General features: G+C 60.6%; 16 protein-coding genes. 9 read left to right on the top strand and 7 right to left on the bottom strand.

From position 1 onward, the window contains the following. Positions 1-10: 10 nt before the first annotated feature. A complete protein-coding gene (locus JQ574_RS23590) occupies positions 11-910 on the bottom strand; it encodes a DMT family transporter (protein WP_212206612.1) in 900 nt (299 codons plus the stop codon). Positions 911-1,718: 808 nt separating this feature from the next. Between JQ574_RS23590 and JQ574_RS23585 the strand changes: the two genes are divergently transcribed. From JQ574_RS23585 to JQ574_RS23575, 3 genes are all read left to right on the top strand, one after another. Continuing rightward, positions 1,719-5,492: a vitamin B12-dependent ribonucleotide reductase gene (locus JQ574_RS23585; RefSeq protein WP_212206610.1), complete on the top strand. Its 3,774-nt coding sequence runs from the start codon at positions 1,719-1,721 to the stop codon at positions 5,490-5,492. A gap of 76 nt (positions 5,493-5,568) precedes the next feature. After that, positions 5,569-6,255, top strand: a complete 687-nt coding sequence (locus JQ574_RS23580; RefSeq protein ID WP_212206609.1) for a hypothetical protein — start codon at positions 5,569-5,571, stop codon at positions 6,253-6,255. 103 nt (positions 6,256-6,358) lie between these two features. Further along, positions 6,359-6,991, top strand: coding sequence for a hypothetical protein (locus JQ574_RS23575; protein ID WP_212206607.1), 633 nt, complete (start codon positions 6,359-6,361; stop codon positions 6,989-6,991). 363 nt (positions 6,992-7,354) lie between these two features. Here the strand turns inward: JQ574_RS23575 and JQ574_RS23570 are convergent, their stop codons facing one another. After that, positions 7,355-7,522 carry a hypothetical protein gene (locus JQ574_RS23570; protein WP_212206605.1) on the bottom strand — a complete coding sequence of 56 codons (168 nt, stop codon included), beginning with the start codon at positions 7,520-7,522 and terminating at the stop codon, positions 7,355-7,357. A 310-nt stretch (positions 7,523-7,832) separates the two neighbouring features. Between JQ574_RS23570 and JQ574_RS23565 the strand changes: the two genes are divergently transcribed. Next, the gene (locus tag JQ574_RS23565) at positions 7,833-8,051 is read left to right on the top strand and encodes a hypothetical protein (protein WP_212206603.1); all 219 of its coding nucleotides are present in this window, start codon (positions 7,833-7,835) and stop codon (positions 8,049-8,051) included. Positions 8,052-8,135: 84 nt separating this feature from the next. Here JQ574_RS23565 and JQ574_RS23560 read toward each other — a convergent pair whose 3' ends face one another. The 4 genes from JQ574_RS23560 to JQ574_RS23545 all read right to left on the bottom strand — a co-directional run bounded on the left by JQ574_RS23560 (position 8,136) and on the right by JQ574_RS23545 (position 9,654). Further along, on the bottom strand, positions 8,136-8,282 hold the full coding sequence (locus JQ574_RS23560) for a hypothetical protein (protein WP_212206601.1): 147 nt from the start codon (positions 8,280-8,282) through the stop codon (positions 8,136-8,138). A 3-nt stretch (positions 8,283-8,285) separates the two neighbouring features. Then, entirely contained in the window at positions 8,286-8,432 is a 147-nt protein-coding gene (locus tag JQ574_RS23555; RefSeq protein WP_212206599.1) for a hypothetical protein, read from the bottom strand. Between the two features lie 204 nt (positions 8,433-8,636). After that, complete coding sequence (locus tag JQ574_RS23550) at positions 8,637-9,152, bottom strand: hypothetical protein (RefSeq protein WP_212206597.1); 516 nt, start codon at positions 9,150-9,152, stop codon at positions 8,637-8,639. A gap of 151 nt (positions 9,153-9,303) precedes the next feature. Next, the gene (locus tag JQ574_RS23545; protein WP_249119539.1) at positions 9,304-9,654 is read right to left on the bottom strand and encodes a hypothetical protein; all 351 of its coding nucleotides are present in this window, start codon (positions 9,652-9,654) and stop codon (positions 9,304-9,306) included. A gap of 867 nt (positions 9,655-10,521) precedes the next feature. Here JQ574_RS23545 and JQ574_RS23540 point away from each other — a divergent pair. The 4 genes from JQ574_RS23540 to JQ574_RS23525 all read left to right on the top strand — a co-directional run bounded on the left by JQ574_RS23540 (position 10,522) and on the right by JQ574_RS23525 (position 12,115). Beyond that, complete coding sequence (locus JQ574_RS23540; protein ID WP_212206596.1) at positions 10,522-10,689, top strand: hypothetical protein; 168 nt, start codon at positions 10,522-10,524, stop codon at positions 10,687-10,689. 192 nt (positions 10,690-10,881) lie between these two features. After that, entirely contained in the window at positions 10,882-11,070 is a 189-nt protein-coding gene (locus JQ574_RS23535; RefSeq protein WP_212206595.1) for a hypothetical protein, read from the top strand. 182 nt (positions 11,071-11,252) lie between these two features. Further along, positions 11,253-11,687, top strand: coding sequence for a hypothetical protein (locus tag JQ574_RS23530; protein WP_212206594.1), 435 nt, complete (start codon positions 11,253-11,255; stop codon positions 11,685-11,687). 230 nt (positions 11,688-11,917) lie between these two features. Next, complete coding sequence (locus JQ574_RS23525) at positions 11,918-12,115, top strand: hypothetical protein (RefSeq protein ID WP_212206593.1); 198 nt, start codon at positions 11,918-11,920, stop codon at positions 12,113-12,115. Between the two features lie 1,170 nt (positions 12,116-13,285). On the opposite strand, the gene JQ574_RS23520 is transcribed toward JQ574_RS23525, so the two are convergent. Further along, complete coding sequence (locus tag JQ574_RS23520) at positions 13,286-13,555, bottom strand: hypothetical protein (RefSeq protein WP_212212872.1); 270 nt, start codon at positions 13,553-13,555, stop codon at positions 13,286-13,288. Positions 13,556-13,865: 310 nt separating this feature from the next. Between JQ574_RS23520 and JQ574_RS23515 the strand changes: the two genes are divergently transcribed. Further along, complete coding sequence (locus JQ574_RS23515) at positions 13,866-14,705, top strand: hypothetical protein (RefSeq protein ID WP_249119538.1); 840 nt, start codon at positions 13,866-13,868, stop codon at positions 14,703-14,705. Positions 14,706-14,816 lie beyond the last annotated feature (111 nt).

Here is a 14,816-nt window from a genome sequence, read left to right as displayed (position 1 = left end):
TGCTAAGCCGTCACGACCGCGTCGCCAGCACGACGCCCGCCAGCGTGAACAGCAGCGCCACGATCTGGACCGGGCCCAGCGGCTCGCCCAGGGCTGCGGCCGAGGCCACCACGCCGATGACCGGCACCGCCATGGTGCCGATCGCGGCGACCGAGGCCGGCAGCCGCGACAACGCGGCAAACCAGCTCACATAGGCGATGCAGAACTGGATCACGGTGGAATAGATCAAGAGCCACCAGCCGATCTGGCTGACCTTGCCCAGATCCGTGGTCTCGATTGCGAGGCCGACGATGGCGACCGGAAAACAGCCGAGCCCGATCTGCCAGGCGGCGGCCGGGATCGGCGGCATGTCGAGCGGCAGTTTCTTGGCCAGCACGGTGCCGAGCGCAAAGCCGATCGAGCCGGCCAGCGCCATCAATATCCCCGGCAGTTTGGCGGCAGAGGCCGTCACGCCATTGCCGCCCATGATGGCCGCTAAACCTGCGAACGCCATCACCAGCGAGACCGTGCGCAATAAAGTCGGCCGCTCGCCCAGCACCGGCCAGGCCAACAGCGAGGCCCAAACCGGCATGGTGTAGGCGATCAGCGCGGTTTCGCTGGCCGGCAGCCACAGCAGCGCCAGCCCCATCAGCACCATCCAGCCGGTGACGTTGAGCGTTGCGGCCAGCATCAGCCGCGGCCACAGCGCCCGGTCGACCCGCAGCGTCTGCCCCCGCAACAGCGCCAGCGCCGCCAGCAGCAAGGCCCCGATCACGCCGGTGACGCCGCGCAGGGTCAGCGGCGGCAGTTCGCCGAGCAGGAATTTTGTGACCGGCCAGTTAAAGCCCCAGCCCACCGAGGTGATGGCGAGGAACATGAGGCCGGCGGGTGCGATACGCGCACGCGCGGCTGGTGGCACAAGCTCTGTCATGGACGACCGGCAGGGACCGAAAAGGAATCGGTGAAAAGAGAATCGGCTCGAGAATCAGCCGGAGGAATCGCGGCGACTTTGGCCCTTATCGGGGCCCGCGACCACCGGCTCCCCGGCATGTCAGGGTGGAGTTCTCCGTAGCCTTACGTGAGTCTCAGGAGCGCAATCCCGGAAGGCCCGGAAGAGGAGAATAAATACTTGCCCTGTGAACAGCCGGGAGAAGCCTTCGCTCCACAGGCCCTGAACATTTTTTTTCCTTGTCGAATCTGTGAGGACTCACTGATACTTGGGCCGATCACAGGCGCGCGATCACCCCCTGTTATCCCCCTCTTTCCACCATATTTAGTATTTGATTCAGGAACTCGTACTAGTCCTTGACGGGCGCAACGGACTTGGCCTAGCTTTCTTCCTGTTCGGCGCGAGTGTGTTTTGGGTCCCCGCCGGTCATCCCAAATGGGTTCCGAAACGACCACTCCGCCCGCCGGTTAGGGCTGCGGGTGAGGACTTTCTGCCCTCAAAAACCGGGCAGTTCGGGGCGTGAAAAAACGGGCCGGAACAGGCCCAAAGTGACGCGGTAAGTGGAGCATTGGGGCGTTGATTGCATGACCTGGAAGGCCCGGATCGGGCCCGGCAGGAAGTGCCAGAGAGACAGACCGGGTTCACCGGTTGAGCTGCGGATCAAGGGATCAGGGTTGCCCGGGCTATTCTTATAGTCCCGACGGCAGCCATGGTTCGGGAGGTCCGCTCAAGGATAACATTCCGGAACCCGCGGTAGAGCGGACCGGTCAGAAGAAGACGGGGCACGACCATGCGAATCGAACGGCGCAACACGACTCAAGGCCAGTCACCCTACGCAGGGATTGATTTCAGATTAACGACATCGGAGATTCGCAATCCCGATGGTTCGATCGTGTTCCGGCTGGAAAATGTCGAGGTGCCGCAGTTCTGGTCGCAGGTCGCCTCCGACGTCCTCGCGCAAAAATATTTCCGCAAGGCCGGCGTCGCCGCACGCCTGAAGAAGGTCGAGGAAGAGACTGTGCCGTCGTGGCTGTGGCGCTCGGTGCCCGACACCGAGGCCTTGGCCCTGCTGCCTGAGAACGAGCGCTTCGTCAGCGAACTCTCGGCAAAGCAGGTGTTCGACCGCCTCGCCGGCTGCTGGACCTATTGGGGCTGGAAGGGCAGCTACTTCTCGAGCGAAGAAGACGCGCAAGCGTTCTTCGACGAGCTGCGCTTCATGCTGGCCAAGCAGATGGTCGCGCCGAATTCCCCGCAGTGGTTCAACACCGGTTTGCATTGGGCCTACGGCGTCGATGGCCCCGGCCAGGGCCACTACTATGTCGACTGGAAAACCGGCAAACTGACAAAATCGAAGTCGGCCTACGAGCACCCGCAGCCGCACGCCTGCTTCATCCAGGGCGTCGATGACGACCTCGTCAACGAGGGCGGTATCATGGACCTCTGGGTCCGCGAAGCCCGCCTGTTCAAATACGGCTCCGGCACCGGCTCGAACTTCTCGCGTTTGCGCGGCGAAGGCGAGCGCCTGTCCGGCGGCGGCCGCTCAAGCGGCCTGATGAGCTTCCTCAAGATCGGCGACCGCGCGGCGGGCGCGATCAAGTCCGGCGGCACCACGCGCCGCGCGGCCAAGATGGTCGTGGTCGACGCCGACCATCCTGATATCGAGACCTATATCGACTGGAAGGTGAAGGAGGAACAGAAGGTCGCGGCGCTCGTCACCGGCTCCAAGATCAACCAGAAGCACCTGAAAGCCGTGCTCAAGGCCTGCGTCAATTGCGAAGGCTCCGGCGACGACTGCTTCGATCCCGAGAAGAACCCTGCCCTCCGCCGCGAGATCAAGCTCGCGCGCCGCGCGCTGGTGTCCGACAACGTCATCAAGCGCGTGATCCAGTTCGCCAAGCAGGGCTACAAGGACATCGACTTCCCGACCTACGACACCGACTGGGATTCAGAAGCCTACCTCACGGTATCCGGCCAGAACTCCAACAACTCGGTCTCGCTAAAGGACGATTTCCTGCGCGCGGTTGAGACCGACGGCGACTGGAATCTGATCGGCCGCACCAGCAAGAAGGTGACGAAGACGCTGAAGGCCCGGGATCTCTGGGAGAAAATCGGTCACGCCGCCTGGGCGTCGGCCGATCCCGGCCTGCACTTCAACACCACCATGAACGACTGGCACACCTGCAAGGCGTCCGGCGACATCCGCGCCTCCAATCCGTGCTCGGAATACATGTTCCTGGACGACACCGCCTGCAATCTGGCGTCCGCGAACCTGATCACGTTCTACTCGACGACGACAAAACGCTTCGACGTCGAGGCGTATGAGCACCTGTGCCGGCTCTGGACCGTCGTCCTGGAAATCTCCGTGATGATGGCGCAGTTCCCCTCAAAAGCGATCGCCGAACTCTCCTACGAGTTCCGCACGCTGGGCCTCGGCTTTGCCAACATCGGCGGCCTCTTGATGACCATGGGCCTGCCCTATGACTCGAAGGAAGGCCGCGCGCTGTGCGGCGCGCTGACCGCGATCATGACCGGCGTGTCCTATGCGACCTCGGCCGAGATGGCCAAGGAGCTCGGCCCCTTCCCCGGCTATAAGAAGAACGCAGCCCACATGCTGCGCGTGATCCGCAACCACCGCCGCGCCGCCCATGGTGAAAGCCGCGGCTACGAGGCGCTCGCGGTCAACCCGGTGCCGCTGGATTACGCCAGCGTGCCGCAGACCGACATCGTCGAGCACGCCAAGGCCGCCTGGGACCTCGCGCTGCAACTGGGCGAAGCCCATGGCTACCGCAACGCGCAGACCACAGTGGTGGCGCCGACCGGCACCATCGGCCTCGTGATGGATTGCGACACCACCGGCATCGAGCCTGATTTCGCGCTGGTGAAATTCAAGAAGCTCGCCGGCGGCGGCTACTGGAAGATCATCAACCAGGCCGTCCCCGTGGCGCTGCGCACGCTCGGTTACCGCGAAGCTGATATCGCCGAGATCGAGGCCTACGCCGTCGGCCACGGCTCGCTCTCCAATTCGCCCGGCGTCAACGTCTCCACCCTGAAGGCCAAGGGTTTTACCGACGAAGCTCTTGCAAAAGTGGAAGCCGCGCTGCCGACCGCCTTCGACATCAAGTTCGCCTTCAACAAGTGGACTTTTGGCGAAGAATTCCTGCGCGAGACGCTGAAGCTCGCGCCGGAAGTGATCGCCGCCCCCGGCTTTGACCTGCTCGCCGCCGTCGGCTTCACCAAGCGTGAAATCGAAGCCGCCAACGTGCACATCTGCGGCGCGATGACGGTGGAAGGCGCACCGCATCTGAAGGCAGAACATTATGCGGTGTTTGACTGCGCCAACCCCTGCGGCAAAATCGGCAAGCGCTATCTGTCGGTGGAGAGCCACATCCGCATGATGGCGGCCTCGCAGCCCTTCATCTCGGGTGCGATCTCAAAAACCATCAACATGCCGAACGACGCCACCGTCGAGGATTGCAAGTCGGCGTATTTGCTGTCCTGGAAACTGGCGCTGAAGGCCAACGCGCTCTACCGCGACGGCTCAAAGCTGTCGCAGCCGCTGAACTCGCAGCTCATCTCAGATGATGACGACGAGGATGATGCGGTGGAGGCGCTCTACGAGAAGCCGATGGCCGCGCGCACCGCGCAGGTCTCGGAAAAGATCGTCGAGAAGCTGGTCGAGCGTATCGTCGTGATGCGCGAGCGCGAGAAGATGCCGGACCGCCGCAAGGGCTACACCCAGAAGGCGGTCGTCGGCGGCCACAAGGTCTATCTGCGCACCGGCGAATATGACGACGGCCGGATCGGCGAGATCTTCATCGACATGCACAAGGAAGGCGCGGCGCTGCGCTCCTTCATCAACAACTTCGCGATCGCGGTCTCGCTCGGCCTGCAATATGGCGTGCCGCTGGAAGAATATGTCGACGCCTTCACCTTCACCCGCTTCGAGCCGGCGGGTCCCGTGCAGGGCAACGACAGCATCAAGTACGCGACCTCGATCCTCGACTACGTGTTCCGGGAGCTTGCGGTCAGCTACATGAGCCGCTTCGACCTCGCCCATGTCGATCCCACCGAGTCGAATTTCGACGCGCTCGGCAAGGGCGTCGAGGAAGGCAAGGAGCCGGCCGATCACGGCCAGCAGGCGACCAAGTATCTGTCCAAGGGCCTCACCCGCTCGCGCACGGATAATCTGGTTGTGATGCGCGGCGGCTCGACCGCCGTCTCCTCCGGCTCCGACCAGGCGCCGACAGGCGGCTCCCGCGTCACCTCGCTCGCCGCCCACGGCGCCACCTCCCGCGCCGCCGATGCCGTCGAAGGCGCGGTCGCGCTGAAGCAGGAAGCCCAGCACGATCTGTCCCCGACGGAAAAGCTGGAAGCCCTGCAATGGAGCAAGGCCGGCGCAGCCCAGGCCGCCCAGCCCACCGTAACCAAAGCCGAACGCCGTGCGGAGGCCAAGGCACGCGGCTACGAAGGCGAGATGTGCTCGGAGTGCGGCAACTTCACGCTCGTCCGCAACGGGACCTGCATGAAGTGCGATACGTGTGGGAGTACGACGGGGTGTTCGTGAGCACTAATCTATAGACGAAACGGCAAGGCCGCTCGAAAGGGCGGCCTTTTCCTTGATTCAAGGACTAAGTCTCCAGATGGCAAAAGCACTCGAGGCCGAAATCCCAAACGGGACGAATGCTGCTCCCGTCATTCGTATTCCCAAAGATAGTCTCGTCGCGTGGAAGACTGAACTTTCAGAGTGGGCTGCGAGCGAAGTCTTCCGTACCCGTATTGACCAGATCGCTCGCAGCATTCCTCGAGGCACATTCTTCCGTCAAGGTGGCCTCGCTTTCTTGCGCGACGCTTGGATTGCAAGCCGCGTCGCCTGTGCACTGCAATCGGATATGGTGAGATTGGTCACCTCCCCACGTCCAGATTTCGAAATTCAAGTCGACGGACAGACCCTACAATTCGAAGCCACCGAAGCAGACATGGAAGGGCGACGACGCGGCGACGAGCCGGACGATCCTCATCCGCGGATGGACCCCGTCGAGAATTGGCGAAGGAGATTTGAGGCCATTCCAGCGGCCCTCGATCGAGTAGTCTCCAGGAAGCTGAAAAAGGAATACCCGCCCGGCGTTAGCCTGGCGATCTACGTTAATCTTGGGTGTTACGGCGCCTTTATAGAAGAAGGCTTGCCCATTCTTCGGGATCACACCGCTGCGGCACGAGCCAAGTTCAAAAGTGTTTTTGTGCTCTGGGAGGGTTACCTTTACAAACTCTGGGAAGAAGGAAACCCCCGATTTGAGAAATGGCAATACGTCGATCCCGACGACTTCTAAGGGCGCACTGCGTCGGCTGGTCACGCAAGCTCGTAGCTCGTAGGGCGGATTGGAGCGAAGCGTAATCCGCCGTTTTCGATTTTCTCTCTTCTTGGGGGAACGAATGGCCACTCTATTTGAGTACTTCGCAAAAGATTTTTCGCGCGACCTCTCACTGGAAAAAAAGTGGACATTAAAGAGTACAGTCGACGGGACTGAGATAGAGGTGATCGCCCGCCTCCTCTTGAACTTTGACGCGAACGCAAAATACGTAGCATTCTACACGCCCGAGTTTCCAGGAGCAGTATTTCCTGAAGCAATTTTGATGAACAATCTCAACGATATTCTCGAACTTCCAACTACTGACGTGGGCGTTAGCGTCGGGTTTTCTGAATTGCCGGATGAACTCGTGGACGGAAAAGACCTCAAATTTGCAGGCCGAGTTTTCATCTACTCTGAGCGGGACCCTCCCGACGATCTTAAGAGGCAACTTGTTGAAGAGTCTGCGGCAAATGGAGTTCGTGTAACGATACGAAGCCAAGCTTATATGAAGCGACGCAATCAACTTGAAAGGCCCAAAGCTTTCATCTCCCACGATGCACTCGAGAATCAGCAAGTGATTCTACCTGTAAGGGCCGATGTTACGTCTAAGGATGTTTACGAGTACTCTCCAATTCTAGCCGATCGAGTCTACGTCGATTGGTCGCTCGGTGCCGAGGAGGTTGCCCGGCGTTTGCTCCGCTCACTCGACGCTTAGCGTCGGGCCAGGCCCGTAGCTCGTAGGGCGGATTGGAGCGAAGCGTAATCCGCCGCTTTTCGGATTCAGCCAAGGCGGCGGATTACGCCTTCGGCTAATCCGCCCTACCGCGCTGGCAGATTTGACCGGAGAGCGGAACGAAGGCGGGCCCTGCGGGGCTTCTGCGTGGCGCTCGTACGTGGTGCTGAGGCTGTGATATCGGTCAAGTTTGGGGGCGAGGACGCCGGTCACGATCCCGCAAAATACAAAATGGCCTCGCCAGACCAGAACTCCCGGCCCACCGAACTGGCGAACCGGGAGCGAGGTGCCGTGTGGAAACGCGGCGCCGATACTGCTCGGCCCGGCGCGTGGTAGCAAGGCGAATTATTTGGTGGGGCGCGTCCCAATCACCTTATGGTCATCGCAAACGATGCGGATCGATCCGCCGCCCGTCACGATAGCGAGTTCATCGTTCGAGAGCCTGCCAGCTGCCAGGTGCAGCTTGCGAACCTCGATCACGTCGTCCTTACGCAGCTTTTTGGTCGTGCTCATAGTCGATCCTTTCGTGAGGCCCGCTCCGGCGGCCTCGGTTTGAAGTGGAACGCTTGTTGGACGACCCCAGCAAGAGATCGGTTCAATGAGTTTACCGAAGCCACGGACTAGAGCTCGTAGGGCGGATTGGAGCGAAGCGTAATCCGCCGTTTCGGATTCCCCAAGACGGCGGATTACGCTTCGCTAATCCGCCATACCGCGCTCGTATCGGTCAAGATGTGACAGCCGTCACTGCGGTCCGACAAAGCATCAGATGTGCTGCCCGACAGTCACGGGATAGTCCCGGGACGATCACCGGAGGATCGATATCGTGAACACTGATATCAATACAAGCGGAGACATCCGGCCGCTTTCTGCAAGCGAACTCGATTCGGTCGCTGGCGGCTGGTACAATAACGGCTGGATCACCTGCAATGACGGCAAGCAGATGTGGGTAGGAAATTTTCACCTTCCAGGTGGCGGGATTATCATCACCTCGCGGAAGGAAGGTGAAAAGAGCGTCACGACAACCGTTGTCGGTCCCACTTGAACTGCACCCACGACGCGGCCCTCGTGCGTAAACGCGAGGGCCGCTTGTTTTCGCAGCATGAAAGCGAGCGCGGAAGGCTTCAGATCAAAGGCTGTAGCTTGCCACAAAAGCCTCTCTCAGCTTCACGACGAGGAAGTCCTTCTGCCCTTCGCCGGCTTTGCGTCCTCCGGTGACGTTATCGAGTTGTTCGTCGGAGATTTTGTCGGTCGATTGAACCTGCTCGGTCTTCATGGCTCACCCCTTAATGAACGCCAGCACGGCTTGCTGCATTTTGTCGGAGGTTTTCACCCGGCTTACGGTCGTAACGGGCGGAGACTTGGTGTCGCCACCGGTGACGGATTCGAGATCCGCATCGCTCAACCAAACTGCCTTTTTGCTCATTGCCCCGCTCCGTGTTGTGGCGCTGTGCGCCGTTGAACTGGAGGGGAGCATGCCGGGCGCGGACCGGAGCCGCCGTGACGTGCATCACACAAGAAGAAAAAGCCCCACCGGTCAGCTCGCAGGGCGGATTGGAGCGCAGCGTAATCCGCCGTTACGCGTTTTCGAAAGCGGCGGATTACGCTTCGCTCCAATCCGCCCTACTCGCTAAGCGACCATAGTCCGGCCGCCGCCGAAGTTGATATTCGCCCAGGGCGAATAAAACTGTTTGACCCAGTTCAGGTACTGGATCTCGCCTTCGATCGCGCGCCGGCCGCCGCTCACCTGGTCCAGGTCGGCAACCGACAATTCGACCGCGTCCTGCAGGCTGCCGAGTTCATCGTTCCGCGTCTTCATGTTCTGCTCCGTTGGATAAGAAAGAAGGATCATCCTTCGATCCATCCGGTCAGGATGAGACCACGGCAATTCAGTTTCCGTGATTTGAATCACGTGCACCGCCGCCGCACGATCATTGCCAAGAGCAGGTGGCCCGACGCGCGACGCTGCGTTTCCACCACGCGCCGGGCCAGTCAAACCATAGCGGGGTTGAGGGGCGCCGGTTTGACCGAATCGTTGATAGCCGAACTTCGTGGCAGAAACCGGCCGGCGCCGGGTTGTTCGCGTGATGGCTGACGCTAGCGACGCGAATTCGATGAATCGGTTCGAGAGTGGCGGATGACGCATACCCTCCCCCTCACTTCTTGTTCTCCTCGCAAAACTTCAGCGCCGCCAGCGCTTCGCCCATGCGGGGGATCTTGATTTCGACGCTGTTGTCCTCGTCGTCCTCGAAATCGATCGTGAGCAGTTTTGCCTTGCCGAGCTTGTCCAGGATCGATTACTGGAATTCGAAGGTGCCGCGGATGGCGGTCTTGTCGACAACCTCCCATTTCGCCTTCTTCATGATGTCCTTGTCGTCGGTGCCGACATCGGCCCGCAGGATCTTGCCGACCTTTTCCCACTCCCATCCGTCGTAAATCACGGCCACGACGATCGCTTCCTTCGAGTAACTCAGCACGATCACGTAGTCGCTGTTGTCATCGTCCTTGTCGGTATAGGCGCGGGCCGCATTGCAATGATCGTCTCCGCTGCGCTTCTCCACCTCCCAGTCGCCAACCTTGGTTTGCGCCAGCGCCGGCACCGCCCAAAAGCCGGCGAGCAGCAACATCGCCAAAAGAATTCGTGTCATATCAGCCTCCGCCTGTCCCCGGGCCGAAATGACCACCTCCGGCAAGGAGTCGCAAGTCTCACAGCGCGCACGATTCGAAGCGGCTTGTCCGCAGCAGCTCATGAAGAGGCGTAAGCTCCGACGATTGAGACATCGACTGCAGAGAACCACGCAGCAGCACCGGCTTTGTTCTCCATCCGACTCCAGTCTGTTCGCAAAGAACGAATCGGAATCGCGCAAATCGACGCGGATCAATTCCTAACAACACGTTGCTTCGTTTGTGCGCGCTCATCACGACAAGCCCGCGACGACGTCGCGGGCTTTCGCATGCGGGCGCTCGCGTATCGGCGCCAGCGTGTAGATCGGATTGGAGCCCAACGGGTCCGCGCAAGGCGCGGCCCGATGACAGGTACCGGCGTAATCCGCCGCTAAGGATTCAGCCAAAGCGGCGGATTGCGTATTCGACCAACGCACCGTACTTTCCCGCTCTGGTAGCATTGGTTGATTACCAAACCCGGAGATGACCATGAGATCGTGGTTTCACAAGCTTCTCGAGCGATGGAAAAGTCGAAATATGAAACTTGCCCGTCCCGCATGTGATCACTGGGCCTCCGACGACGCTTTCCGTCGCGGGCGGTTCATGTTGGGTGAAGAGACCCTGACATGTGAAAGGTCTCCTTGCGCTCGGACCAACCCGCTTACGCTGTGGCGCGCGGCAGGCTTTCTAGGAAGCCAATTGGAGCAAATTAACAAGCGTTAGGTGTGATGCGAACCATTCGCCCGACCGCGTTGCTGTTCCCCGCATAACAGGGCGAACCTCGTTGATCCGTCATTGTCCTGTCCATGCCGATGCAATGGTGCATCGGAACGGCAACAGGAGAAGACAACATGGCACGCGCAAATTCGAATGAGACGTCGACTGAACTGACGATGGACGAACTGGACTCGGTCGCTGGCGGGACGGATACGACGACCAAGGTTTTCGCTGCGGCGTGCCTGTTGAACACGTCCTTCATGCTCGGAGCGATCGTTGCCATGGCTGTCATGAAACAGTGAAGAGCACTTGTGCCTCGCCGGCAAGCAAGCAGCGAAGGCGCGGGGCCGAGGCCCCACGTCTGCTGGCGCCGCGTTGTGATGGTGGTCACACAGCAGCACCGCTGTGCGATCTGGTAAATCATCCAGTCCGTGATAGCATCCGTCCACAGTCGAAGCGGATAGTCGCTTCGTCTCGGCAGAGGAGAAGCGCAGATGAAAAAGTCTGATACGAACTCCCAGAAGTCCGCCGACAAAAAGGTCGAAGCGCCGGTTCAGCTCAAGCCGGAGCAACTCGAAGCCGTCGCAGGCGGCATGATCAGGCGCACCGATCCCAAGGGCACCGGCACGACCACGACAGGCGCCGTTGGGCCGAAGACGACCACCACCAAGCTGACAAGTTAGTTGATTCCGGATGCGGGATGGCGTTTGGCGCGTGATGCGCCGGACGCCGTCTCGAAGGCTTTTCAGATAAGCATTTGCGAGACTGAGCGTTCAAGGCAGAGCCGCGGATTGCGCTTCCTACTGCACACCCAACTGCGGTGAGGCAATCGATCGGCACCGGCCTTGAACCGGAGGGTCGTTTGATGTCCCGAGCATCCAGCCAAGAGATCGACTGCCCGAGTGCCCAGGCAACCGCTGATGGCGCGCGCGTCTTTGGCGTCATGACAGGCACACCTGAAGAACACAGGGTTGGCTATCTCACCGAGACCCTGCCGGTCTCCGAAAAGCTGCTGGCGCTGGCAGGACCGGCCAAGCCCACGCAACTTTTCCGAATTGCGGCACCGTGTGCCGGCGCCAGCGGCGGCTGCAAGCACTTCAAAGGCAACGCGTGCAGCCTGGCCGAACGCATCGTTGCGGGCACCCCTGTGGTGGTCAACGCGCTTCCTGCGTGCCAGATCAGATCCACCTGTCGCTGGTTTCGTCAGGAAGGCAAGGAGGCCTGCTTCCGCTGTCCGCAGGTCATGACGGATAAATCCAATGCCTCCGACTACGAGCGGCAGATCGCCGACGCCGACTGATGCGCTGAGGCGAAGGCGTAGACCGCTCCGCTCGCTGCGTCGCTTCGCGCGCAATTCAAATTTCGTGCACCACCGTGGGCTATGCTGCGGCCCGTTGCCCGGTCGCGCCTGGACTGCCGCTGTCGCCGGTCGCGAGGGCTGGCAGTGTGATCGCCGTCACATCGCGACGAGAACGGTACCGCTAAAGGTGGCCGCACCAGCAATCCCGCTGGCTTCAAAGGGGAATTATGATGACCAATAATGACGCGAGCGAAGTTCTGAATGTGCGCGAGCTTGATGCGGTGTCTGGCGGCTTTATGCGGCTCCCCCTAGTGGCGGTCAAAGTGCTGGAAATCAAAGGCGGAGGAACGGACGGTGGTGGGGGTGGTCAGAACGATCCGGCCCAAATGTTTCAGCAGATTATGCAGCAACTGACCCAACAGGGATAAGCGCACCGGGTGCAGGCCGACGCGGCGTGATGACTGTCGGTGCGGGACCGTCGTAAGGATGGCGACCTGCGCAGTCGGCGGCAAGGTACGGTGAAGGCCGAAAATCCGATGCGGGTACCGCGCGACCGCGACGTTTGAGGATGTTTGCGATCGCGCATTCCCGGCTTTAATTTTGTGTACGACAAGTACACATAGGCGGTGAGCGCTGTCGCGTGTCGCATGGGGCCAGCGGTAACCTGCTCGGGGATGCTGTGCGCTTTTGGCGGAGTTCAGCAAAAGTTTGGCGTGCGCTCACAAGTACCGCTGTGTCCGGAATGATACCCGACACGCATGCCAAAACAGTCAAGACCGCTTTGCGTGCACCAGCTGCGACAAATCAACCCGACGGGCAAATCACTTCTGATTTGCGGAAATCTTGTCAAGCCCCGAAATAAAAAATATTTCTGTTTACCAGAATGAAAATCAGGTGCATATATTTGCCATCCCGTCCCACTCAGAGGGCGTCGGCCGTCGTCACGGACGTTGGACGGGTTGCGGTGGACGCCGATGTTGCGGAGACGTAACGCGACAGAGGCGTACGGCGAAGACGCGTGGTCCTGGCGCCCGTTGCTGGCGTTAAGTTCCTGTGAGGCCAAAAGCTGATCAGGGGCGACGGAGTCAATCAAGAACTCGTCTCCGGGGAGAGCGCGATATAAGCCGTAAAGCCATTGCGCAGGGAATGTCGGATGTTCTCCGCTGCCCTGTATGCTCGTGTGCACTTTGTTTTGTGCAAACCGCACACGAGACCGCGGGTGCAGCGCGCATCCGGCATTCCCTGCGCCCTCCTTCAGGAGGGTCAAGTCGCAAAACTCGGACGCTTCACGCCGCGAGATCGCGGACGCATGGACCATCATTGTCATGATCGAAACCAGCGAAGCGCCCTACCGGCCTGGCCCCTGCGCAGCATGGATCAGCCAAGGCGGCTTTGTTCTCCATCCGACTCCAGTTTGTTCGCAAAGAACGAATCGGAATCGCGCAAATCAGCGCGGATCAATTCCTAACAAGACGTTGCCTCGCCGTCGTGCGCGCTCGTCACGACAAAAAGCCCGCGACGACATCGCGGGCTTCTTGCAAGCGCGACAGGGTGCTCGTGCGTCGACGCCGGTTGAAGCGCCGACCAAGCATCTGTCCTCACTGAATGGCGCGGCCGATGGTTTCGCTGCGGCCTTGTGCGGTCGTGATCTTGCTCCGCGGTGTCAGGACGCTGAGCTGAACTAATGTGACCGACGTGGCGGCCGGCGATGCTTGCTGGACGTTTTCAGCGCCCATCACCTGAAGCTGCACGGCCGAGACCGGCAAGCCTGCCTTTTCGTAAGACGGCAACTCGGCTGCGACAGCGCCGCCAGCGGCCGTGATCGCGAACATGGCGGCGGCAGCGACGGACAGCGAAATCTTCTTCACGGCAATTCTCCTTCGATGGCTTGGAACGGGGATCTAGGTGTCATTTGCTGCGTCGCAATAGTTCAATGCTGCAACGCACAATAATGTGATGCTGGAATGTGATGAACCGAGAAGCTTCGCTGCAAGTTTCGCGTGCGGGCTACGCGGGCTGGCGACGGATGCGGCGCGCTCGCAAAGGTCAGAGTTCCTTCCGTAGTTCTCCGGCCGTGAACATAGTTCCGCCTCCTCGGCTGCGTTAAAACGCAGATGTGCGGATCGCTATCAGGCGGGTGCCATTGCATGTGATACGGAGCACCAAATGGATTCCACAATGAGCAACAGGCTCGCCGAAGGGCAGATCGCGAGCCTGGAGGAGCAGCTTTCGAACCTGGCGCGCGAGGCGGGATTTAATCCTTCTACCCCGCCGCCCATGAAGACGCCTCACGCCCCGCCGGCAACGAAGCATCGCTTGGCGGATTGGCGCCATGTGGCTGTCGCCGGTTGCCTGTTGGCGGCATGCATGGGTGTCGTCGCCTGGTGGTGGTCATCCTCCCCTGATACCGCGATGACGGCCCCCTCAGCTCCGATAGCTCTGGCACAGGCGGCGCCGGAAGCCGCTGCACCGAAGGACGCCGCACCTGTCGCTATTGCCCCGTCTGCCGCGTTGGAGCAGCAACTCCAACCGATGGCGCGCGATCTCGCTGCCGTGAGGCAATCACTCGAACAGCACAAGGCGACGCAAGACCAACTGATCCGCGACAATGAAAATCTCAGAAGCCAATTGGCGGCGGGGCGGGAAGAAATCGCGCGCAACAACGGCATCATCGAACAGCTTAGGGCGACCCAGATCCAGATGGCGCGCGAAAGCCAGACGCTGACCGAACGCGTCAACGCAAGCCAGCAACAACTCGCCCGCATCATCGCCAGCGCGGTAGAGTTAAACACGCTGCCCGAAGAGCCAAAGGCGATGTCCGAAGTGCCAAAGGCGATGTCTGAAGAACCAAAGATGATCCCTGAAGAGCCCAAGGTAATGCCCGGAACACCACTGCCGCGGCCGCGGCAGCCGGCCAATGTCGCCCAGACGCAAAAGCCGGCGCCAGCCGCGGCGCGGCCGCAAGCCAAAAAACCGCAATCGTCAGTGTCATGGCCATGGTCGCCGCGCAGCCCGTAGAGCCATAGGTGGGCCGCGCCTTGCGCGGATCCATTGCGCCAATCTCCTACCGAGGAGCGCGCTTGCGGCGTTTGGATTCGCGCGCCCGTAGTTCTACCGGGACAGCCTTTG

Source organism: Bradyrhizobium sp. AUGA SZCCT0158 (assembly GCF_018130065.1).
Classification (GTDB): domain Bacteria; phylum Pseudomonadota; class Alphaproteobacteria; order Rhizobiales; family Xanthobacteraceae; genus Bradyrhizobium.
Note: the sequence above shows the minus strand (reverse complement) of the source record. Positions and strands in the feature narration are given on the sequence as shown.

What these genes read in the sequence shown, in the direction of transcription:
- JQ574_RS23590 (WP_212206612.1), bottom strand. Translation starts at nt 910, where the DNA reads ATGACAGAGCTTGTGCCACCAGCCGCGCGTGCGCGTATCGCACCCGCC.
- JQ574_RS23585 (WP_212206610.1), top strand. Translation starts at nt 1,719, where the DNA reads ATGCGAATCGAACGGCGCAACACGACTCAAGGCCAGTCACCCTACGCA.
- JQ574_RS23580 (WP_212206609.1), top strand. Translation starts at nt 5,569, where the DNA reads ATGGCAAAAGCACTCGAGGCCGAAATCCCAAACGGGACGAATGCTGCT.
- JQ574_RS23575 (WP_212206607.1), top strand. Translation starts at nt 6,359, where the DNA reads ATGGCCACTCTATTTGAGTACTTCGCAAAAGATTTTTCGCGCGACCTC.
- JQ574_RS23570 (WP_212206605.1), bottom strand. Translation starts at nt 7,522, where the DNA reads ATGAGCACGACCAAAAAGCTGCGTAAGGACGACGTGATCGAGGTTCGC.
- JQ574_RS23560 (WP_212206601.1), bottom strand. Translation starts at nt 8,282, where the DNA reads ATGAAGACCGAGCAGGTTCAATCGACCGACAAAATCTCCGACGAACAA.
- JQ574_RS23555 (WP_212206599.1), bottom strand. Translation starts at nt 8,432, where the DNA reads ATGAGCAAAAAGGCAGTTTGGTTGAGCGATGCGGATCTCGAATCCGTC.
- JQ574_RS23550 (WP_212206597.1), bottom strand. Translation starts at nt 9,152, where the DNA reads ATGCGTCATCCGCCACTCTCGAACCGATTCATCGAATTCGCGTCGCTA.
- JQ574_RS23545 (WP_249119539.1), bottom strand. Translation starts at nt 9,654, where the DNA reads ATGACACGAATTCTTTTGGCGATGTTGCTGCTCGCCGGCTTTTGGGCG.
- JQ574_RS23540 (WP_212206596.1), top strand. Translation starts at nt 10,522, where the DNA reads ATGGCACGCGCAAATTCGAATGAGACGTCGACTGAACTGACGATGGAC.
- JQ574_RS23535 (WP_212206595.1), top strand. Translation starts at nt 10,882, where the DNA reads ATGAAAAAGTCTGATACGAACTCCCAGAAGTCCGCCGACAAAAAGGTC.
- JQ574_RS23530 (WP_212206594.1), top strand. Translation starts at nt 11,253, where the DNA reads ATGTCCCGAGCATCCAGCCAAGAGATCGACTGCCCGAGTGCCCAGGCA.
- JQ574_RS23525 (WP_212206593.1), top strand. Translation starts at nt 11,918, where the DNA reads ATGACCAATAATGACGCGAGCGAAGTTCTGAATGTGCGCGAGCTTGAT.
- JQ574_RS23515 (WP_249119538.1), top strand. Translation starts at nt 13,866, where the DNA reads ATGAGCAACAGGCTCGCCGAAGGGCAGATCGCGAGCCTGGAGGAGCAG.